The 20,153-nt window shown below is 64.6% G+C and carries 19 protein-coding genes; 12 read left to right on the forward strand and 7 right to left on the reverse strand.

Annotated elements, in window-relative coordinates; genetic code table 11:
- Positions 1 to 21 precede the first annotated feature (21 nt).
- Positions 22 to 1,368: a cation:proton antiporter gene (locus HU764_RS15645; RefSeq protein WP_186680593.1), complete on the forward strand. Its 1,347-nt coding sequence runs from the start codon at positions 22 to 24 to the stop codon at positions 1,366 to 1,368.
- 11 nt (positions 1,369 to 1,379) lie between these two features.
- Here HU764_RS15645 and HU764_RS15650 read toward each other — a convergent pair whose 3' ends face one another.
- From HU764_RS15650 to HU764_RS15660, 3 genes are all read right to left on the reverse strand, one after another.
- Positions 1,380 to 1,766 (reverse strand): NUDIX domain-containing protein, encoded by a 387-nt coding sequence (locus HU764_RS15650; protein WP_186680590.1) that lies wholly within the window; start codon positions 1,764 to 1,766, stop codon positions 1,380 to 1,382.
- A 202-nt stretch (positions 1,767 to 1,968) separates the two neighbouring features.
- Positions 1,969 to 2,328: a RidA family protein gene (locus HU764_RS15655; protein WP_186703440.1), complete on the reverse strand. Its 360-nt coding sequence runs from the start codon at positions 2,326 to 2,328 to the stop codon at positions 1,969 to 1,971.
- A 156-nt stretch (positions 2,329 to 2,484) separates the two neighbouring features.
- Positions 2,485 to 3,255: an IclR family transcriptional regulator domain-containing protein gene (locus HU764_RS15660; RefSeq protein ID WP_186703441.1), complete on the reverse strand. Its 771-nt coding sequence runs from the start codon at positions 3,253 to 3,255 to the stop codon at positions 2,485 to 2,487.
- 281 nt (positions 3,256 to 3,536) lie between these two features.
- Here HU764_RS15660 and HU764_RS15665 point away from each other — a divergent pair, with 281 nt between their 5' ends.
- The 5 genes from HU764_RS15665 to HU764_RS15685 all read left to right on the forward strand — a co-directional run bounded on the left by HU764_RS15665 (position 3,537) and on the right by HU764_RS15685 (position 9,592).
- The gene (locus HU764_RS15665; RefSeq protein ID WP_186703442.1) at positions 3,537 to 4,346 is read left to right on the forward strand and encodes a shikimate dehydrogenase family protein; all 810 of its coding nucleotides are present in this window, start codon (positions 3,537 to 3,539) and stop codon (positions 4,344 to 4,346) included.
- A 3-nt stretch (positions 4,347 to 4,349) separates the two neighbouring features.
- Positions 4,350 to 6,083 (forward strand): FAD-dependent oxidoreductase, encoded by a 1,734-nt coding sequence (locus HU764_RS15670; protein ID WP_186703443.1) that lies wholly within the window; start codon positions 4,350 to 4,352, stop codon positions 6,081 to 6,083.
- Entirely contained in the window at positions 6,068 to 6,388 is a 321-nt protein-coding gene (locus tag HU764_RS15675) for an NIPSNAP family protein (protein ID WP_085273160.1), read from the forward strand. Before HU764_RS15670 ends, HU764_RS15675 begins: the two co-directional genes overlap by 16 nt.
- 34 nt (positions 6,389 to 6,422) lie before the next feature.
- Complete coding sequence (locus HU764_RS15680; RefSeq protein WP_186703444.1) at positions 6,423 to 8,153, forward strand: FAD-dependent oxidoreductase; 1,731 nt, start codon at positions 6,423 to 6,425, stop codon at positions 8,151 to 8,153.
- Positions 8,154 to 8,266: 113 nt separating this feature from the next.
- Entirely contained in the window at positions 8,267 to 9,592 is a 1,326-nt protein-coding gene (locus HU764_RS15685) for an MFS transporter (RefSeq protein WP_186680567.1), read from the forward strand.
- Positions 9,593 to 9,918: 326 nt separating this feature from the next.
- On the opposite strand, the gene HU764_RS15690 is transcribed toward HU764_RS15685, so the two are convergent.
- From HU764_RS15690 to HU764_RS15700, 3 genes are all read right to left on the reverse strand, one after another.
- Positions 9,919 to 10,734, reverse strand: a complete 816-nt coding sequence (locus HU764_RS15690) for a sugar phosphate isomerase/epimerase family protein (protein WP_186703445.1) — start codon at positions 10,732 to 10,734, stop codon at positions 9,919 to 9,921.
- A gap of 43 nt (positions 10,735 to 10,777) precedes the next feature.
- Positions 10,778 to 11,830, reverse strand: coding sequence for a Gfo/Idh/MocA family protein (locus HU764_RS15695; protein WP_186703446.1), 1,053 nt, complete (start codon positions 11,828 to 11,830; stop codon positions 10,778 to 10,780).
- A gap of 150 nt (positions 11,831 to 11,980) precedes the next feature.
- Positions 11,981 to 12,757, reverse strand: coding sequence for an IclR family transcriptional regulator (locus tag HU764_RS15700; RefSeq protein ID WP_186680558.1), 777 nt, complete (start codon positions 12,755 to 12,757; stop codon positions 11,981 to 11,983).
- Positions 12,758 to 12,942: 185 nt separating this feature from the next.
- Here HU764_RS15700 and HU764_RS15705 point away from each other — a divergent pair, with 185 nt between their 5' ends.
- The 6 genes from HU764_RS15705 (at position 12,943) to HU764_RS15730 (ending at position 19,223) form a co-directional block, all read left to right on the forward strand.
- Positions 12,943 to 14,655 carry an FAD-dependent oxidoreductase gene (locus HU764_RS15705; protein WP_186680556.1) on the forward strand — a complete coding sequence of 571 codons (1,713 nt, stop codon included), beginning with the start codon at positions 12,943 to 12,945 and terminating at the stop codon, positions 14,653 to 14,655.
- A gap of 102 nt (positions 14,656 to 14,757) precedes the next feature.
- Positions 14,758 to 15,180 (forward strand): nuclear transport factor 2 family protein, encoded by a 423-nt coding sequence (locus HU764_RS15710; protein ID WP_085273153.1) that lies wholly within the window; start codon positions 14,758 to 14,760, stop codon positions 15,178 to 15,180.
- Positions 15,177 to 15,929: an SDR family NAD(P)-dependent oxidoreductase gene (locus HU764_RS15715; RefSeq protein ID WP_186703447.1), complete on the forward strand. Its 753-nt coding sequence runs from the start codon at positions 15,177 to 15,179 to the stop codon at positions 15,927 to 15,929. The genes HU764_RS15710 and HU764_RS15715 overlap by 4 nt, the downstream gene beginning before the upstream one ends.
- A gap of 6 nt (positions 15,930 to 15,935) precedes the next feature.
- Entirely contained in the window at positions 15,936 to 17,183 is a 1,248-nt protein-coding gene (locus HU764_RS15720; RefSeq protein WP_186703448.1) for an NAD(P)/FAD-dependent oxidoreductase, read from the forward strand.
- Positions 17,180 to 17,989 (forward strand): DUF1365 family protein, encoded by an 810-nt coding sequence (locus HU764_RS15725; protein WP_186703449.1) that lies wholly within the window; start codon positions 17,180 to 17,182, stop codon positions 17,987 to 17,989. The genes HU764_RS15720 and HU764_RS15725 overlap by 4 nt, the downstream gene beginning before the upstream one ends.
- The gene (locus tag HU764_RS15730) at positions 17,964 to 19,223 is read left to right on the forward strand and encodes an SAM-dependent methyltransferase (RefSeq protein ID WP_186703450.1); all 1,260 of its coding nucleotides are present in this window, start codon (positions 17,964 to 17,966) and stop codon (positions 19,221 to 19,223) included. The genes HU764_RS15725 and HU764_RS15730 overlap by 26 nt, the downstream gene beginning before the upstream one ends.
- Positions 19,224 to 19,364: 141 nt before the next feature.
- Here HU764_RS15730 and HU764_RS15735 read toward each other — a convergent pair whose 3' ends face one another.
- On the reverse strand, positions 19,365 to 20,093 hold the full coding sequence (locus tag HU764_RS15735; RefSeq protein WP_338109074.1) for a sensor histidine kinase: 729 nt from the start codon (positions 20,091 to 20,093) through the stop codon (positions 19,365 to 19,367).
- Positions 20,094 to 20,153 lie beyond the last annotated feature (60 nt).

The raw sequence follows: 20,153 nt of genomic DNA on the forward strand, positions 1-20,153 counted from the left end.
CGCCGTGGAGGCACTGCGCACATGAGCTTCATCGTCTGGGTGGCCATGCTCGGCGCAGTCTTGTTGCTGCTGGCGTTGACCTCCTCTTACCTGCGCTGGATCCCGGTCACGACCTCGGTCGTGTGCCTGGCCTTGGGCGTCGCGCTGGGCCCCGGTGGCCTCGGCTTGCTGCAACTCGAGCTGCCCGATGCGCACGGCTGGATGGAGCACCTGACCGAGGTCGCCGTGCTGTTTTCGCTGTTCGTCAGCGGCCTCAAGCTGCGCCTGCCGCTGAGCAGCCGCAGCTGGCGGGTGGCGGTTTTCCTGGCTGGGCCGGTCATGCTGGCTTGCATCGCCGGGGTCAGCTTGGTGCTGCATTACGGCCTGAACCTGGGCTGGGGGGTGTCGGTGTTGATTGGCGCCATCCTTGCCCCGACCGATCCGGTGCTGGCCACCTTGGTCCAGGTCAATGACGCGCAGGACTACGACCGCGTGCGCTTCAGCCTGTCGGGTGAGGCAGGGCTCAACGATGGAGTCGCCTTTCCGTTCGTCATCCTGGGCTTGCTGCTTGTGCAGGGCGCAGCAGGCAGCCAATGGCTGACTGACTGGCTGTGGCAAGACGTGCTGTGGGCGGTGCCCGCCGGCTTGCTCAGTGGCTACTGGATGGGGCGCGGCCTAGGGCACCTGACCCTGTACCTGCGCACCCGGCACGAGGACAGCACCCTCTCGCCCAACGACTACCTGGCGCTGGCGCTGATCGCGATGGCTTATGTGGTCGCCGACCTGATCCATGGCTATGGGTTTCTCGCCGTGTTCGCTGCCGGGCTGGGCCTGCGACAGGCCGAAGTACACGCCAGCCCCACCCCACAAGCGCCTGCAGAACACCTTGTGCAGCCTGTGGTCGGCCACCAGCATGTCGCCCCGGAGCACGCGGTCAAAGGCGATATAGCCGCGCTGGAAGACACCCAGGTCGCAGCTGGCATCATGCTGGGCGACATGCTCTCGTTTGGTGGGCTTGTGGAGCGGGCGATGGAGGTGTTTCTGGTGACCTTGCTCGGTGTCGTGTTGATCGAGCACTGGGACTGGCGCGCACTGACCGTAGGCGCGGCGCTGTTCGTGTTCATTCGGCCATTGAGTACGCTGATCATCCCAGGGCGTGGCCTGCTGGACCTTCGCCAGCGCGGCATGCTGGGCTGGTTCGGCATACGTGGTATCGGCAGCCTTTACTACCTGTTCTACTCGGTAAACCACGGCCTGAGCGCCAGCGATGCCGCGGCCATCACCAACCTCACACTGTCGGTAGTGGCGCTGAGCATTGTCGTACATGGGTTAAGCGTGCAGCCTCTTCTGTCGCGTTATGAAGCAGGCCGAAAACGCCGTGACGGCTAGCGTGACTCGGGTCAAGCACACAGCGCCGGCAGTTCGCTACGCAACAGTGCCGCAGCGGCGGGCTTTAGGAGGGAGGCATTCAGTGCATCGCGCTCAATCCACTTGCAAGCGACGATCTCATTCTTCGGGACCGGTTTATCCTGATCGTCCAGCTGAAGGGTAAAAATGTAATGGAGGGTGTTACCGACTTGCAGCGTGCACAGCGCCACCAGGCGCTCACGGCAAATCCCTGTTTCCTCTTTCAGCTCTCGGCTGGCGGCGTGCAACGGTGCCTCATTCGTGCCCACACCGCCCCCCGGAAAGCCCCATTTCCCGGCCTTTCTACGCACCAGGAGTATTTTGCCACTGCGAAAGCACAGCACCGTCGCTCTGCTCCTGAGGCTGCTCCTGTCAGACATGTCTACCTCCTGCTTCCCGACACAACGCCCTGCGCTCGCAAGCGGCTAGCGTTATTCACTTGGATGCGAATATCGCGCCACTTTGAAAGCAGGCAACAAGCCTTGAGAAAGCGTGGCCTGGGCGGTAGTTCCGTTCGGCAGTAGAAGATTGTCCAGCGCTGTGGGCCAGCGCTGCACTTAGCGCTGGGTTGTGAGCACGCCGTTACGCGTCAGGGAGCGCTGCGATAATCGAAATTTCGACCAGCACGGCGGGGTCATACAATTTGGCTTGCACCGTTGCGCGCGCTGGCGCACACCCCTGCGGCAACCATTGATCCCACACCTGATTCATGCCCGCGAAGTCGGCATCGATGTCTTTGAGGTAAAGGGTTGCGGACAAAATCCGTGTCTTGTCTGTGCCGGCCTGGTCGAGCAGTCGCTCGATGTTCTGCAAAGTTTCACGGGTTTGCTGCTGCACATCGCCCGCAAAATCGTTGGCAACCTCACCGGACAGGTACACGGTGCCTTGGTGCTTGACCACAAGGCTCATGCGAGCGTCAGTGTGCAGGCGTTCGATCGTCATCTGAAATATCCTTATCTTGTTGTTATATATAAAAAAACGCTGTGAAGCATAGCGTAGGCGATTGCTGCATATGACGGGGACGATAAGTCTCGTCAGCTAGGCCCATTATCCACAATTGACGTTCAAGCTGTAGCCCGCTGGCTGACAGCGCAACAATCAGCCCACCACCGGCTTCAACAACGCCTGCGCCTCGTAGAGCGGTGGCAGGTAGCGCAGCCGTATCTCGTCGACGCTCAACCGCGAGGCGTGGGTGGTGATCGTCAGGGTCGCCTTCAGCAGGCCGCTACGGTCCAGCAGCGGTACCCCCAGCACCCGCATGCCGATTTCGTATTCCTGGTCGACGATGCAGTAGCCCTGCTGGCGCACGCGCTGCAGCTCAGCTTCCAACAGTACCCGGTCAGTCTGGGTATAGGGCGTGAGCGGACGGAGCGGGTTGCGTGAGAAGTAGTCATTGAGCGCGCCCCCCTCCAGCGCCGCCAGCCAGATTCGCCCGCCGGCGGTGCAGTACATCGGCACCCGCGAGCCGGGCCTGATCGACAACGAGGCGATGTGGCTGTAGCGGCTGCGCACCAGGTGGATGATTTCATCGCCGTCACGGGTGCCGACCGAGACATGCTCCTGGGTCTGCCGCGCCACCTGCTCGACGATGGGCCGCAGCATGCGCGGCAACTGCGCCGAGTCCACGTAGGCCTGGCCGATACGCAACGTCTTGGGCGTGAGCCAGTACTGGCGGCTGTCGGTGTCGGCAAAGCCTTCGTGTACCAACGTCAACAGGAAGCGGCGCGCGGCACTGGGGGTAAGGCCCGATTGCCTGGCTGCCTGCGGCACGGTCAGGCGTGGCTGATCGACGCTGAACAGCTGCATCAATGCCAGGCCTTTCTGCAAGCCCGCGATCAGGTCGCGGGGGTGGATATCGGGTTTGTCCATGGGGGTTCTCCAGTGATGCGCGAGCCCGGGTAGGAGCAGCCTTGTGCTGCGAAGAGGCCGGTGGCAACACCCTCGATCTTCGCTGTTTTTACTGGCCTCTTCGCAGCACAAGGCTGCTCCTACAGTGAGGGAGCGTGTTTCTGACGGACATTTTTTGGTATTACCCGCCAATAATCGCTACCTGACTGCGATTATCGCACTACCCGCCCGGCAAGCGCATTTCCCCGCGCCCACTACCCCGTCACCCTTGCTGCACAACAACAGCAAGCACGGAGGTCAGCATGATTCGGGGTTCGACAGAACTGGTCGCCATCGTCGGTTCACCCATCGCCCAGGTGAAATCGCCTGAAAACTTCAACACCTGGTTCGCCAGCAACGGCTGCGACCTGGCAATGCTCCCCATCGACCTGCAAGAAACTGCGCTGGAAGCCTTTGTCGGCAGCCTGCGCGGCTGGCAGAACCTACGCGGATGCGTGGTCACCGTGCCTTACAAACAGGCACTGGCCGCACGCCTGGACGGCCTCAGCGCACGCGCCGCCGCACTGGGTTCGGTCAACGTGGTGCGCCGCCACAGTGACGGCCGCCTGCTCGGCGACAATGTCGACGGCGCAGGCTTTCTTGGCGCCGCACGCAAACAGGGCTTTCAACCGGCAGGCAAACGCGCGCTGGTGATTGGTTGTGGTGGGGTGGGCAGTGCAATTGCCTATGCACTGGGCGAAGCGGGCGTGCGCCAGATCATCCTCAGCGACCCCAGCGCTACCCGCGTTGGGGCGCTTTGCGAAGTACTCGGCACGGCCTTCCCCAGTCTCGAAATCGCCACCCACTACCGCTCGCTGGAAGCGTTCGACCTGGTGGTCAACGCGTCGCCGGTCGGCATGGGCAGCACCAATGAGTTGCCGCTGCCGGCGCCGATGCTGACAACCCTGCAACCCTCCACGTTGGTTGCCGACGTGGTCACCTCGCCAGAAATCACCCCGCTGTTGCAGCAGGCACGCGACCGGGGCTGTGCGATCCAGACTGGCCCGCAGATGGCCTTTGCCCAACTCGGCCACCTCGGCGCCTTCATGGGCGTCACCCCGCTGGAGATCTGAGCCATGGCCACTACCGAACACGCGCAACCGGTGTACGACTTGGTGGTCCTCGGCAGTGGTGCCGGGGGCTTTGCCGCCGCCGCCACAGCTGCCAGCCTTGGCCTGAAAGTACTGGTCGTGGAGAAAGCCGACACTTTCGGCGGCACGTCGGCGATCTCCGGCGGTGCGGCGTGGGTGTATGGCACCGATCAAGCCCGTGCAGCCGGCGCCAAAGACTCCCCCGAAGCCATGCGCACCTACCTGAAAACCGTGATTGGTGGCGGCTACAACGCACCGCTGATAGACGCCTTCATTGCACGCGGGCATGAAGCGCTGCGCTGGCTGGAGCGCCACACCGAACTGCGCTATGCCCTGCGCCCGCACTCGCCGGATTATTACCCGGATGAGCCCGGCGCCACCCAGTTCGGCCGAGCACTGGAAATGGTCGAGTACGACGGCCGCCGCCTCGGCCCGCGCTTCAAAGACCTGAAAATGCCACCGCCGGGCATGCTGTTGTTCGGCGGGATGATGGTCAACCGCGTGGATATCCAGCATTTTCTTGGCCTGCGCAAATCACCACGCTCCCTGTGGCATTGCCTGAAGCTGATGGCACGCTATGCGTTGGACCGCCTTCGCCACCACCGTGGCACCCGCCTGACCACCGGCAATGCGCTGATTGCACGCCTGGCCACCACGGCATTTGCCCACGGCACGCAACTGTGGCTGCGCAGCGAGGCTAAGGCGCTGATCGTCGAGCACGGCGCGGTGACCGGCGTGGTGGTGCAGCATGAAGGCCGGCGCGTGCAGGTGCGTGCGCGGGGTGGCGTGGTCTGCGCCATGGGCGGCTTCGCAGCCGGTGAACTGGCTGCCGCCTACCGCCCAGGCGTTAATGCACCGCACCTGACCATGTCGCCGCCAACCAATGACGGCGCCGCGCTGCACCTGGGTGAAGCGGTGGATGCTGCCCACGGCGAGGGGCTGGCCGCCAACTTCTTCTGGGCCCCCGTTTCCGAGTTGCGCCATGCCAATGGTGAGCGCGAACGCTTCCCGCACCTGGTCACCGACCGTGCCAAACCGGGGGTGATCGCGATCAACCCGGCCGGGCAGCGCTTCGTCAACGAGTCGAACTCCTACCATCACTTCGTGCAGACCATGTTCGCCAGCAACCTCACCACCTGCTGGCTGATCTGCGACGCCGAGGCCATGAACCGCTACGGCCTGGGCCTGGCACGCCCGAAACCTGTGAACAACGCGGCACTGATCGACGCCGGCTACCTGTACCGCGCCGACACACCCCGCGCCCTGGCCGAGGCCATCGGCGTCGACCCTCAGGCATTGCAGGCGACGCTGGAGCGCTTCAACGCCGACGCCCGCAACGGCATCGACCGCGCATTCGACAAAGGCGGCAACAGCTACAACCGCTACATGGGCGACCCGCATCACACGCCCAACCCCTGCCTCGCGCCCCTGGTCAAGGCGCCGTTCTACGCCATCCAGCTCCACACCGGCGACCTCGGCTCGGCACGCGGCCTGGTGACCGACGCTCATGCCAACGTGCTCAACCGCGCCGGCACGCCGGTTGCCGGCCTTTATGCAACGGGCAACGACATGAACTCATTGATGAACGGCACCTACCCCGGGCCAGGCATCACCCTTGGCCCTGCCCTCACCTTCGGCTGGATCGCCGCCAGTCATATTGCCAACCGCCTGCAGGCGCAGGCCCACCCTATGGAGACAAACGCATGTACTACGAACTGAGAACCTACACCCTCGACCCACTGAAGATGGCCGACTGGCTGGCCCTGTACCAAAGCCACGCGCTGGCGGTGCAGAGCGAGCACCTGGGCAAGCTGGTCGGTTTCTTTACCAGTGAATTCGGCGAGGTCAACCAAGTGGTGCACCTGTGGGCCTACACCAGCCTCGACGACCGCATGCAGCGCCGCGCGGCGATGGCGGCGGACCCGCGCTGGGCGGAGTTCTCGCAGCGCAATCGCGAGCTGGGCGCAGTGTTACGGTTGCAGTCGCGGTTGATGCGGCCAACCGGCTTTTCGCCGCTGCAGTAACTGACTGCCCCTCCAACCTGACCGGAGCCCCTCCATGCAACCCCTGGAATGTGACGTACTTGTCCTCGGCTCCGGCGCCTCTGGCCTGGCTGCCGCAGTAACCGCCGCCCATCACGGCCTTAAGGTGATCGTCGCGGAAAAGGCCAGCCAGTTCGGCGGTACCAGCGCCTGGTCGGGGGGCTGGTTATGGATACCCCGCAACCCGTTGGCGATCGCCGAAGGCACCGTCGAAGCCGACGCTGCGCCAGAACGCTACCTGCGCGCACAGACCCACGTCGCCGAACTGGACCCACGCCAGCAGGCGTTTTTGCGCCATGGACCGGAGATGGTGGCGTTCTTCCAGCGACATACCGCCGTGCAGTTCCAGTCCGGGACGAAAATGCCCGACATGCATGAGGGGGATGGCAGTGCGCGTGGCGGGCGATCCCTGTGTGCGCAGCCGTTCGACGGGCGCCTGCTCGGGCACTGGATCCACCGGCTACGGCCACCTCTGGATATCGTCAGCCTGGCCGGCATGGGCATCGCCGGTGGCGCAGACATGGCCGCCTTCTTCAACGCCAGCCGCTCACCCAAGGCGGCCTGGCACGTGGGCAAACGCCTGCTGCGCCATGGGCGCGACTTGCTGCTGCACCGTCGCGGCCTGCAACTGGTCAACGGCAACGCGTTGGTGGCGCGCCTGCTGCGCAGTGCCCTCGACCTGGGCGTGACGCTGTTGCATGACCGGCAGGCCACAGGCTTGCTGAGGGATGGGCGTATCACAGGCGTGCAGTTCAGCGATGGCCAGGTGATCCGTACGCGACGCGGTGTCGTGCTGGCCTGCGGGGGGTTCCCCCATGACCGCCAGCGCATCGCCCAGCTGATACCCCATGCCCCTGAGGGCGATCGCCATTACTCCGCAGCGCCGCCACAGAACAGTGGCGACGGCCTGCGGTTAGGCGAAGAGGTCGGCGCCCAGGTCGCCACCACGGCGGCCCACGCCGGGGCCTGGGCGCCGGTCTCACTGGTGCCGCGAAGCGACGGCAGCCTCGGCCACTTCCCGCACCTGATCGACCGCGCCAAGCCGGGTTTCATTGCCGTGCGCCGAGACGGTCGACGGTTCGTCAACGAGGCCGACAGCTACCACGCCTTCATGAATGCGCTGTTCAGCTCCACGCCACCCGGTGAGGAGCCCGAGGCCTGGTTGATCTGCGACCACGTCGCGCAACGTCGCTATGGCATCGGCTGGGCCAAGCCGTTCCCCTTCCCTGCCGGCTTCTATGAGCGCCGTGGCTACCTGTTCAGCGGCCCTACCCTGGCGCAACTGGCCGCACGCTGCGGGATCGACGCAACGCACCTGCAGCGCACCGTGGCGCGTTTCAACCACCATGCGGCGCATGGCACGGATCCGGACTTCCAGCGTGGCGCCTCACTCTACAACCGCGCGCAGGGCGACCCGTTGCACGTGCCCAATCCGTCGTTGCGGCCGCTGCTGCACGGCCCCTTTCATGCGGTAAAACTGCTGCCGGGCAGCCTCGGCACCTTCGCCGGCCTGCACACGGATGCTTCGGCACAGGTAATGGACAGCCTGCAGCGCCCAATACCTGGCCTGTTCGCGGTCGGCAACGACATGCACAGCATCATGGGCGGGCACTACCCCAGCGGCGGTATCACCCTTGGCCCTGGGATGACCTTCGGTTACCTAGCAGGCATGGCACTGTGCAATCAGCCAGAAGACGCCGCGTCACTTTTGTTCGATCATCGAACAGTAGCCCCATCTTTGAATTGACGCTCCCCCCTTCACTGCTCACCATAAATGACCTTGCACGCCCAGCCTTGCCCTGGGCAAAACCGCGTTCCAGACGCATTGCCGTTCAAAACAATTTCAAGAAACGACTTCACATGACCCCTTCCAAGTTCGACACTGCCAGCCCCCGCCTCGCCCATGGATCCATCGGCGACAAGGTGCGCGGCGCCTTCGCCGTCGGCAAGACCCGCTGGGGCATGCTTGCCCTGGTGTTCTTCGCCACCACCCTGAACTACATCGACCGTGCCGCCCTCGGCATCATGCAGCCCGTTCTCGCCAAGGACATGGGCTGGACGGCGATGGACTACGCCAACATCAACTTTTGGTTCCAGGTCGGCTATGCCATCGGCTTTGTGCTGCAGGGCCGGCTGATCGACAAAGTCGGGGTAAAACACGCCTTCTTCGGCGCCGTACTGCTGTGGAGCCTGGCCACCGGCGCCCATGGCCTGGCGACCTCGGCAGCGGGCTTTATGGTCTGCCGCTTCATTCTGGGCCTGACCGAGGCGGCTAACTACCCGGCGTGTGTAAAGACCACACGCCTGTGGTTCCCCGCCGGCGAGCGCGCCATTGCCACCGGCCTGTTCAACGCCGGCACCAACGTCGGCGCCATGGTCACCCCGGCGCTGCTGCCGCTGATTCTCGCCGCCTGGGGCTGGCAGGCCGCGTTCATCGCCATGGGTAGCCTTGGCCTGGTCTGGGTGGTGTTGTGGGGTTTGAAGTATTTCAACCCTGAGGCGCACCCGCACGTTCGCCAGAGCGAGCTGGACTATATCCAGCAAGACGTGGAGCCCGAAGCCAAACCCGTGCCGTTCAGCCGCATCCTGCGCCAGCGCGGCACCTGGGCCTTTGCCGTGGCCTACTCGATCACGGCGCCGGTGTTCTGGTTTTACCTGTACTGGCTGCCGCCGTTTCTCAACCAGCAGTACGACCTGGGCATCAGCGTCACCCAGATGGGGATCCCGTTGATCCTGATCTGGCTCACTGCAGACTTCGGCAGCATCGGCGGCGGCATTCTGTCGTCCTGGCTGATCGGCCGCGGCATGCGCGCCACCCGTGCCCGGTTGATCTCAATGCTGATCTTTGCCTGCACCATCGTCAGCGTGGTCTTCGCTGCCCACGCCAGTGGCCTGTGGGTCGCGGTGCTTGCCATCGCCGTGGCGGTCGGCGCGCACCAGGCCTGGACCGCGAACATCTGGAGCCTGGTCATGGACTACACGCCCAAGCATCTGGTGAGCACGGTGTTCGGCTTTGGCAGCATGTGCGCGGCCATCGGCGGCATGTTCATGACACAGATCGTCGGCAGCGTGCTGACGGTCACCCACAACAATTATGCGGTGCTGTTCACCATGATTCCGGTGATGTACTTCATTGCCCTGGTGTGGATGTACTTCATGGCGCCGCGTGGGATCGAGGCCGCGTAAAGGCCTTTCAGGTTTCCTCTATGGGGCTCTTCGGAGCCTCTTTTTTTGCCTGCAGACAGGCCATTGGACCTTTGCCCTAACTTGGACCGGCCTTGAGGTTTACTGTCATGCGCTGCTTTGCAGCCCTTGCCTGGCAAGCCAGCTTTCACAGAACAACACATACCGAATAGATTTAGCAGGGACCTGTGGGAGCGGGTTTACCCGCGAACACCGGCGAAGCCGGTGCCATACACCGCGGCGCCTGCATCGCCGGCAAGCCGGCTCCCACAGGAGTGGGGACTCGCTTTCGATCTTTGTTCTCTGCGCCGCACAGCGGCCCTTGAAGCTCAAACCCGCGCCAATACCGCCTTGGCTTTCTCCAGCGCCATCCGCGCACGCTGCTCGCCACTCACGCCCTGCTCCAGCAACTGCCGAGTCGGAATCTCCAGGCTCAACGGTACGGTGGCCGGCAAGCCACGCAACAGGCCGATCAAATCAGCATCGCCATCACCTGGGAAGCGCCGTTCGTTGCGGGCCTGGCGCAGGATCTCGTCCATGTCGTCCGGCACCGGGCCGGCCACGTCGCACAGCTGCGCATAGCGCATGCGCTGCGGTGCCAGGTGGGCCAGGTCGTCGAGTGAGGAAGCGGAGCGGTTGAAATGGAATGCGTCCACCAGAACGCAGCCGTTTGTCCGGTCAGCGTTGGCAACCACACGCATGGCCTGGCGCAGGTCGCGAGCGTCAGTCCAGGGCATGAACTCCAGGTGCGGATGGATACCATAGCCCGCCGCCAGGTCGCACAGTTCGGCAAAGCGCTCCGTGAGGCGTGCCTCGTCCGGGTCGTTACCGGCCACCAGCAGTTCGGTCCCGCCCAGCTCGGCACCCACCGCCAGAATGGCTTCGAAATCGGCAACACAGGTTTCAGGCTTGAGGCGGAGGATTTCCAGGTCGAGTACCTTGATGCCGGTCTCGCGCAGGCGCGCTTGGGTCTGTCGGCGCAGGTCAGCGTCGGCCGCCAGCGGGAAGTGCTGCTCCTCTGCGGTAGCCGGCACCAAACGCAGGCCCACGTGGCTGTAGCCGGCACGGGCAGCGGCCTCCACCATGGCCGGCGGCGAAAGCTCGAGCACCGTCAGCGCGGCAAGGGAAAAGATACGGTCAGTCATGTTCGTTACCTGAAGGCAATTAAAGGTGTGAATGGGGCTCGCGTCAGGCGATCGTCTCGGGGGCGCAGGCCCGGCCGCTTTCGGCTGCCTGGCGGATCGCCTCGACCAGGGCCAGCGTGCGACCGCCGTCTGCAGCGTCGGTCAAGGGGGCCTCTTCACCGCGGGCGACGCGAATGAAGTGCTGCAATTGCAAGGTCAACGCTTCACCTGCTGGCTTTTCGGCGCCACTTTGCAGCAAGGGTGTGTGCCAGCCGGAGCCTGCTTCGCCGTACTGCCAGTGCTTGAGCTGCGGAATGCTCAGTGCGCCGTGGCTGCCGGCCAGCAGGTAGCAGGGCTGGCCATCCTGACGCGGGTAGATCGGGCTCTCGCCGGACGTCAGCTCCCAGCTCCAGGGGGCAGCTACCGCGTCCGAACCTGTCAGGCTGCCCAGCGCCCCGTTGGCGAACTGCAGCAGCACGGCGGCGCTGTCTTCGTTGGCATACCCACGCACATCGTTACGGGTGAACGCCTGCACCTGCACGACCTCGCCGCACAGGTAGCGCAGCAGGTCGAGGTCGTGGATCAGGTTGGTCAGCAAAAAACCGGCGCCCGGCTCGCGGCGCCAGGGGGTGTCGAAGTAGCTGTCGGGCTTCTGCAACTGCCACAGCGCAGTGACATTGATCAGCCTGCCCAGCGCACCCTCGGCGATCAGGCCGCGCGCGCTGGCGATCAGCGGGTTGTGCCGACGATGGTGGCCGACCAGCACTGGCACACCACAGCGCTTGGACGCTTCGACCAACGCACGGACTTCGTCCAGGTGCACGCCCACAGGCTTTTCCACTAACACTGGCACGCCGGCTTCGATGCAATCGAGCGCGGTGGCCACGTGCAGGTTGTTGGGGTTGGCGACGATCACGGCCTCAGGTTTGACACTGGCCAGCATCTGCCGGTGATCGGCGTAATAGGCCACCCCGCATTCGGCGGCGAAAGCCTCAGCCTGCGGGCCGGGGTCTGCCACCGCGCACAATTGCGCTTGCGGCAACTGGCGCAGGTGCTGGTAGTGCTGGCGGCCCATGATACCGGCGCCAATCAGGGCGATACGAAGCGGTGCATTCAACGGACTGTCCTCTTGTCATTGTTGTCGGGCATAAATTACGGAACAGTGTTCCAGAATTCATACTCGACAATTTAGAACTCGGGTCCGCTTTACAGAAGCGCCGCCTGCACAGACTGTGCGGTTATCGACCACTAATGAACAGGCAGCGCTTCAGGCAAACAGTTCACTGGCCTGGCTGGCCGACGAGAGTTCGCCCACTGCGGCCAACAAGAGCGCCGCCAGTTCAGGTAGGCGCGCTTGGGAAAGCCGGGCACTGGGGCCGGCGATGCTCAGCACCCCGATCACTTCGTCAGTGCGCGGACGCCGCACCACGGCGGCCAACGCCGACGTGCCCACCGCCGAGGTCTGCTCGACCCAGGCATAGCCACGCTCGCGTGCGCGCTGTAGGTAGCTCAACAGTTCATCCGTGGAGCGCGGCGCATTCGGGCCGAACTGTGCCGGGTCGGCGATGCCTTGGCGCAAGACCATCTGCAGCGCCTCGTCGTCGCTCAGGCTGGCCAGCCAGGCATGACCGGAGGCGGTGTAGAACAGCGGGGCATCGCGGCCCATGTCGGGGTCGTAGCGCAAGCCGGAGCGCGCGCCCTGGGACTTGGCGATCCAGGTCTGGCGGCTGCCTTCGATCACGCCCAGGCGCACCAGCTCGCCGCTGTCCTGGGCTAGGCGGTCAAGAATCGGCTGAATGATGTCGGCGCCACTGCTGGACAGGTAGCGAAAGCCCATCGCCACCAGCTTGGCAGACAGCTGATAGCGGCTGTTGTCGCGGTTCTGCCGCACGTAGCCCAGGCGGATCAGCTCGGCCAGCATGCGGTGGGTGGCGCTCTTGGGGATATCCAGGCGCTCGGCCAACGTCTGCAGGGCAAGGCCCTCAGGCTCGCCGGTCAGGCTTTCTACAAGACTGAAGGCACGTTCGATCTGACTACCAGCCATGGCTAAGGTCCCTGAAAAATGGATGAATTCTGGAAGATGATTCCACAGCCACTGCCATCGGCGCAGCAGGCGGGCGTTGAAGTGTCCGGTTATCGACCAGTTATGCACGTCCTCACTTGCATCTGGCACCGTCTCACATGAAGAATATGGAATCACGTTCCAATAATAATACTGGAGACCCTGCGATGCCTACCGACACCTTGCAAGCCGAATACGACGTTCTGGTCATTGGCTCAGGCGCAGCCGGCCTGGCCGCAGCGGTAACGGCAGCCTGGCATGGGCAGCGCGTGATGCTGGTAGAGAAGGCGCCGGTGTTCGGCGGTGCCACAGCCTGGTCCGGCGGCTGGGCCTGGGTTCCACGCAACCCGCTGGCCCGCCGCGCCGGCATCGTTGAAGACATCGAACAGCCCCGCACCTACCTGCGTAACGAATTGGGCACGCATTACGATGCTGAACGGGTTGATGCCTTCCTCGAGGCCTGCCCACACATGGTCGCCTTTTTCGAGAAACACACTGCGCTGCAGTTTGTCGACGGCAACGCCATCCCCGACATGCATGGCGACACACCCGGCGCCGCCACCGGTGGGCACCAAGTGATCGCCGCGCCCTATGATGCCCGCGAGGTCGGCGCGCTGTTGCCTCGCCTGCGCAAGACCCTGCGCGAGACCTCGTTCATGGGCATGCCGATCATGGCCGGCCCTGACCTGGCCGCCTTCCTCAACATGACCCGCTCGCCACGTGCCTTTTTGCATGTGTGCAAGCGCTTTGGCCGCCACCTGTACCACCTCGCCCGCCATGGCCGGGCCATGCATCTGGTGAACGGCGTGGCCCTGGTCGCACGCCTGGCCAAGTCGGCCGAAGACCTTGGTGTACGGCTGCTGGAGTCCGCCCCGGCCAAGCGCCTGCTGATTGAGCACGGCCAGGTGCGCGGCGCCGTGATAGGTACACCGCAGGGTGACCTTACCGTCCGGGCGAAAGCCGTGGTGCTCGCCGCCGGGGGCTTCCCCAACGACAGTGCGCGGCGCCGGCAGCTGTTTGCGCGTGATGCCAGTGGCCATGACAACCTCGCCCTGCCCCCGCAGTCCTGCTCGGGCGATGGCCTGCGCCTTGGCGAGTCGGCAGGCGGTGTGGTGGCTACCGACCTGAAATCTGCAGTGGCCTGGGCACCGGTCTCCAAAGTGCCGCACCGCGACGGCAGCGTCGGCCACTTCCCGCACATCATCGAACGCGGCAAGCCCGGCGTTATTGGCGTGTTGGCCAGCGGTAGGCGCTTCGTCAACGAAGCGCACGGCTACTACGACTATGTGTCAGCCATGCTCGAGGCCGTGCCGCCGGGCGAGGAAGCCTGCTCGTGGCTGATCTGCGACCACCGCTTCCTGCGGCGTTACGGCCTCGGTCACGCCCGACCTGCGCCGTTGCCGGTATGGCCGCACCTGCGCAGTGGCTACCTCAAGCGCGGTGCCAGCATCGAACAGTTGGCCCGCGCCTGCGGCATCGACCCTGTCGGCTTGAGTGCCACCGTCGCGGAGTACAACAGCCACGCGCGCCATGGCCAAGACCCGGCTTTCGGCCGCGGCTCCACGCCGTTCAACCGCAAGCAGGGTGACCCGGCGTACAGCGGGCCGAACCCATGCGTGGCGCCGATCGAACAAGGGCCGTTCTATGCTGTGAAGGTTCAACCCGGTTGCTTTGGCACCTTCGCCGGCTTGCGCACCGATGGCCATGCGCGGGTACTGGATGAGCAAGGCCAGCCGATTGGCGGGCTTTATGCCGCCGGTACAGACATGGCCAGTGTGTTTGGCGGCTGGTACCCCTCAGGCGGCATCAACCTGGGCCCGGCGCTGACGTTCGGTTACGTGGCCGGGCGGCATATTGCCGGGGCGCAGGCACCGGAATAAGGCCACCGTTTGGCGGTCACCGGGTAAAAATCATCCTGTATAGCTTTGCGGCGAAAGCTAAACTATACCTGTACAAGAAAACTTTTTTGTACAGGAAAGTGCATGCACAGCTACCTGCAAACCTTCGCCGAACGCTTTGCCAGCCTCGATGCGCACACCCTCGACATGCTCGGTGACCTGTACAGCGAGGACGTGACCTTCCGCGACCCCCTGCACCAGCTCAACGGCTTGCCTGCGCTGAGGGGGTACTTCGCGCAGCTGTACGCGAACGTGCAGGAGGTTCGCTACACCTTCGAGGGTTACGACGAAGTGCAGCCGGGCCACGGGTACCTGCGCTGGACCTTGCATTTTCGCCACCCTCGCTTGGGCAATGGCGCGCTGATCAGCCTGCAAGGCTGCAGCCACCTGCGTTGGCACGAGCGGGTTCACTTTCATCAGGATTACTTTGACGCCGGTGCGCTGCTTTACGAGCACGTCCCGATCATGGGCAGCGCGGTCCGCTGGCTCAAAGGGAGGCTGGCATGAGCCGCTGCTGGGTGACCGGTGCCAGCAGTGGCATCGGCGCGGCGCTGGCCCTGCGCTTGCTGGAGCAGGGGCACCAGGTGGCCTTGGGTGGCCGTCAGGCCGAGCGCCTGGCACCTTTAGCGTCGCGGTTTGCGCAGCAGGCCATGCTGGCCATCGGCGATAACGACGAACCGGGCCAGGTCGCCAAGGTCGCCGAGCAGATCGAGCATGCCTGGGGTGCACTCGACCTGGTGATCCTCAACGCGGGCACCTGCGAATACCTGGAGCCGGGGCACTTCGACCCGGCGCTGGTCGAACGGGTGATGCGCACCAACCTGATCGGCACCAGCCACTGCCTTGCCGCTGCCCTGCCCTTGCTGCGCCGTGGCCAGCGCCCGCACCTGGTGGTGGTGGGCAGCTCGGTGAGCTGGCTGGCCCTACCCCGTGCCGGCGCCTATGGCGCGTCCAAGGCGGCCCTGCGTTACCTGGTGGAGTCGCTGCGCATCGACCTGGTCCGCGAGGGCATTGATGTCACCCTCGTCAGCCCTGGCTTCGTCGACACGCCCTTGACCCAGCGCAACGACTTCCCCATGCCACAGCGCTGGAGCGCCGAGCGCGCCGCCGGGCACATCGTCGCGCGCTTGGCCAAACGCCCGCTGGAAATCAACTTCCCCGGCGCTTTCACCTGGGTGTTGCGCCTGCTCGGCGCATTGCCGGTGCGCTGGCGTCTGCAGCTAGGCCAACGCCTGGCACGAAACCCACGGGAATAGCACGCCATGCGCATCGCAATCATCGGCAGCGGTATCGCTGGCCTCACCTGTGCCCACTTGCTCTCACGCCAGCATGCGCTGACGGTGTTCGAGGCGGCTGACTGGGTGGGTGGCCACACCCACACCGTCGACGTGAACTGGGGCGGCCAGCAGTATGCGCTGGACACCGGGTTCATCGTCTTCAACGACTGGACTTACCCGCATTTCATTCGCCTGCTCGAACACCTGGGGGTGGCATCGCGGCCGACCCAGATGAGCTTTGCGGTACATGACCCCGCCAGTGGCCTGGAGTACAACGGCCATGACCTCGACACCTTGTTCGCCCAACGGCGCAACCTGTTGTCACCTGGGTTCTGGGGCATGCTGCGCGACATCCTGCGCTTCAATCGCCAAGCCCTGGCCGACCTGGACAACCGGCGCATCGAAGAGGACACCACGCTGGGCAGCTACCTGCGCACACACGGCTATGGGCGGCGCTTCATCAACCACTACATCGTGCCCATGGGCTCGGCGATCTGGTCGATGTCACGCGCCGACATGCTGGGCTTTCCGTTGCAGTTTTTCGTGCGCTTTTGCCGCAACCACGGTTTGCTGTCGGTCAACCAGCGCCCGCAATGGCGGGTGATCGAAGGTGGCTCGCGCAGCTACGTGGCACCGTTGTGCCAGCCTTTTGCCGAGCGTATCCGGCGCAACTGCCCCGTGGCCCGGGTGACCCGTGACCCCGACGGCGTGACTGTGATCAGCGCTGCCGGTACCGAGCGCTTCGACAAGGTGGTGTTCGCCTGCCACAGCGACCAGGCCCTGGCCCTGCTGGCAACGCCCAGTGCAGACGAGCGCGCGGTGCTGGGTACCCTCACCTACGCCAGTAACGATGTGGTGTTGCACACCGACACTCGCCTGCTACCGCATCGGCGCAAAGCCTGGGCCAGCTGGAACTATCGGCTGGGCGGCGCCGAGCAGGCACCTGCGGCACTCACCTACAACATGAACATCCTGCAGGGCATCGACGCCCCGGTCACCTTCTGCGTGAGCCTCAACCAGACGGCGCAAATCGACCCAGCCCAGGTGCTCGCCCGCTTCAGCTACAGCCACCCGCAGTACAGCCTTGCGGCCTTGGCTGCGCAGGCCCGCCAAGGCGAATTGCAGGGCCGCCAGCACAGCTACTACTGCGGTGCCTACTGGGGCAACGGCTTCCATGAAGACGGCGTGCTCAGCGCGTTGAAAGTGGCAGAATACTTCGGAGAGCGCTTGTGAACAGCAGCCTGTGTCATGGCTGGGTCAGCCATCGGCGGCTGACCCCGCGGCACCATGCATTCCGCTACCGGGTCGGCATGTTCTACCTGGACCTGGACGAGCAAACACACTGGCGCGGCCTGTCGCGCTGGCTCGCGCGCTCGCGGCTGGCGCCCTTGTGCTGGCGGGAAACCGACTACCTGCCCGCACTGACCGCGCGCGGCATACCGTTGGCCCAAGCCGCCCGCCAGCTGGTCGGCCAAGCAACCGGGCACGCACCCCAAGGCGCGGTGCACCTGCTCACGCAACTGCGCTGCTGGGGGCTGTCGTTCAACCCGGTGAGCGTCTACTTCTGCCATGACCGCGACGGCCACCTGGTGGCGATACTGCTGGAGGTCCGCAATACCCCCTGGCGGCAACGCCACCACTACGTGCTGCCGGTGCAAGACGGCCAACCCGACGCATTTAGCCTGGCCAAGGCGTTTCATGTATCGCCGTTCATGCCGCTGGACATGGACTACCGCCTGCGCTTCGTGCTCGACGGCCAGCGCGTGCACGTGCACATGGCGAACTGGCGCGAGGGGCACAAGGTATTCGAGGCCCACCTGGCCCTGCGCCGCGAACCGCTGGACCGGCCCGCCTTGCACCGCTACATCCTGAGCTTCCCGTGGATGAGCCTGCGCACAGTGTCTGCCATCTACTGGCAGGCCCTGCGCCTACTGCTCAAGCGCACCCCCGTCTATAACCACACCGCCAGCCAGGGCGACCTGAGCCTTGGCCACGCCTCTAAGGAACCTGATCATGTCCGACCCCACACTGAGCGTTAGCAAGTCGGCCGGCCTGACGCCGGTGCTTGGCAGCCTGGCCCGGATGGCCGTGCTGGCGCAATTGCGGCGCTTGAGCCAAGGCTGCCTGCGTTTGATCTGCAATGACCAGCACTGGAACTTCGGTGACGCCGGCAGCGCGCTGTATGCCGAAGTCGAGATCGTCGATGACGCCGCCTGGAGCCTGATCGCCGGCAACGGTTCGATCGGTGCTGGGGAGGCTTATATCCATGGCTACTGGCGCACCCCCGACCTGGCGGCGGTAACCCGCCTGTTCGTGGCCAACCTGGACGTGCTGGACGCCCTCGAAGGCGGCTTGGCGCGCTTCGGCCGCCCGGCCCTGCGCCTGCTGCATCGCCTTAACCGCAACAGCCGGCGCGGTGCGCGGCGCAACATCCTGGCCCACTACGACCTGGGCAATGCGCTGTTCGAGCGGCTGCTCGACCCTACCCTGATGTATTCTGCGGCACAGTTCGACAGCCCCGAGCAGACCTTGGAGCAGGCCCAATTGAACAAGCTGGAGCGCATCTGCCAGAAGCTTGAGCTCAAGCCCCACGAGCACCTGCTGGAAATTGGCAGCGGCTGGGGCAGCCTGGCCATCCATGCCGCTACCCGCTTCGGCTGCCGGGTGACCACCACGACGCTTTCCGAGGCGCAGTACGCGTACACGCTGCAACGTGTGCAAGCGGCAGGCCTGGAGCAACGCATCACGGTGCTGCGTGAAGACTACCGCGACTTGCAAGGGCGCTTCGACAAACTGGTGTCGATCGAAATGATCGAAGCCGTCGGCCATCGTTACCTGCCCCTGTACTTTCGCCAATGCGCCACGCTGCTCAAGGACGACGGCCTGATGCTGTTGCAGGCCATCACCATTCGTGACCAGCGCTACGAAAAGGCCCGGCGTTCGGTGGACTTCATCCAGCGCTACATCTTCCCCGGCGGCGCCCTGCCCTCGCTAAGCGTGTTGCTCGACGTCGCCAGCCGCCAAACGGCGCTGAACCTGGTACACCTGGAGGACTTCGGCACCGACTATGCACGCACCCTGCGCCATTGGCGCGACAACCTGCGCCATGCGCGCAACGCGTTGATGGAGTTGGGCTACGACGAAACCTTCCAGCGCCTGTGGGAGTTCTACTTGTGTTATTGCCAGGGCGGTTTCGAAGAGCGCGCCATTGGCGTGGCACAGCTGCTATGGGCCGCCCCCCAGGCCCGCCGCGCGCCCCTGCCAGGCGCCTGACCAGGCAGGCAAAGGCTGGGCACGTCCCGGTAGGAGCAGCCTTGCGCTGCGAAGAGGCCAGTGAACATTGCGAAGATCAACGGTGCTGTCGCCGGCCTCTTCGCAGCACAAGGCTGCTCCTACAAAGGGCGGGTCATGTGATCACTGCGGTACCGGCATCGCCAGGGTGATGCAGAAGGTAGTACCCGCCTGCTCTGTCGATGTGACCGAAACTTCACCTGCATGCGCCTGGGCTATCTGCCTGACAATAAACAGCCCCAGCCCGATGCTGCCGGCCTTTGCAGCCCGTTGCTGGCCGCGTACCAGCGGCTCGAACAGGCGCCCAAGCAGCTCGGAAGGAATGGGTACGCCCCAATTGTGTACGCTGACCGTGGCTGCACGCCCGTAGCTGCGAGATGTCACCTGAATGGGCGCACCGCGCTCGCCATAAGCGACGGCATTGGCGACCAGGTTGCCGACGGCTTGATGAAGGCGGTCTTTGTCGAACAGGGCGCTGCGCTCGCCTAGGTGCAGGTGAATCAAGGGGTAATCGGGGCAGGTCAAGCGCAGTTCTTCCACGCACCGCGCAACGGCCTCTGACAGGTCGCACAACACAGGATGCAGGGCGATGCCTCGCCCTTCCTCCAACAACGTGTAGTCCAGTAGGTCCGCCACCAAGCGCTGAGCCCGCGCCACAGAATCGCTGATGGTGCCCAGCAGCCTGAGCGTATCGTCGCAATGCTGACGACGCGACAACAACTCTGCAGCCATGCTCACTGCCTGCAGCGGCGTCCGCAGGTCATGGCAGACCATGCCCAGCATCTGCTGGGGCGACACGGTCGGCTTGTACAGGGGCGCCGGTACCGGTGGCATCAAGGCGAGGGAAAGCACGGGGGCACACTCCTATGGCGGAACAGTTCATCGGGACGCAGGACCAGCATGTGCCCTCAA

The organism is Pseudomonas kermanshahensis (assembly GCF_014269205.2).
Taxonomy (GTDB): domain Bacteria; phylum Pseudomonadota; class Gammaproteobacteria; order Pseudomonadales; family Pseudomonadaceae; genus Aquipseudomonas; species Aquipseudomonas kermanshahensis.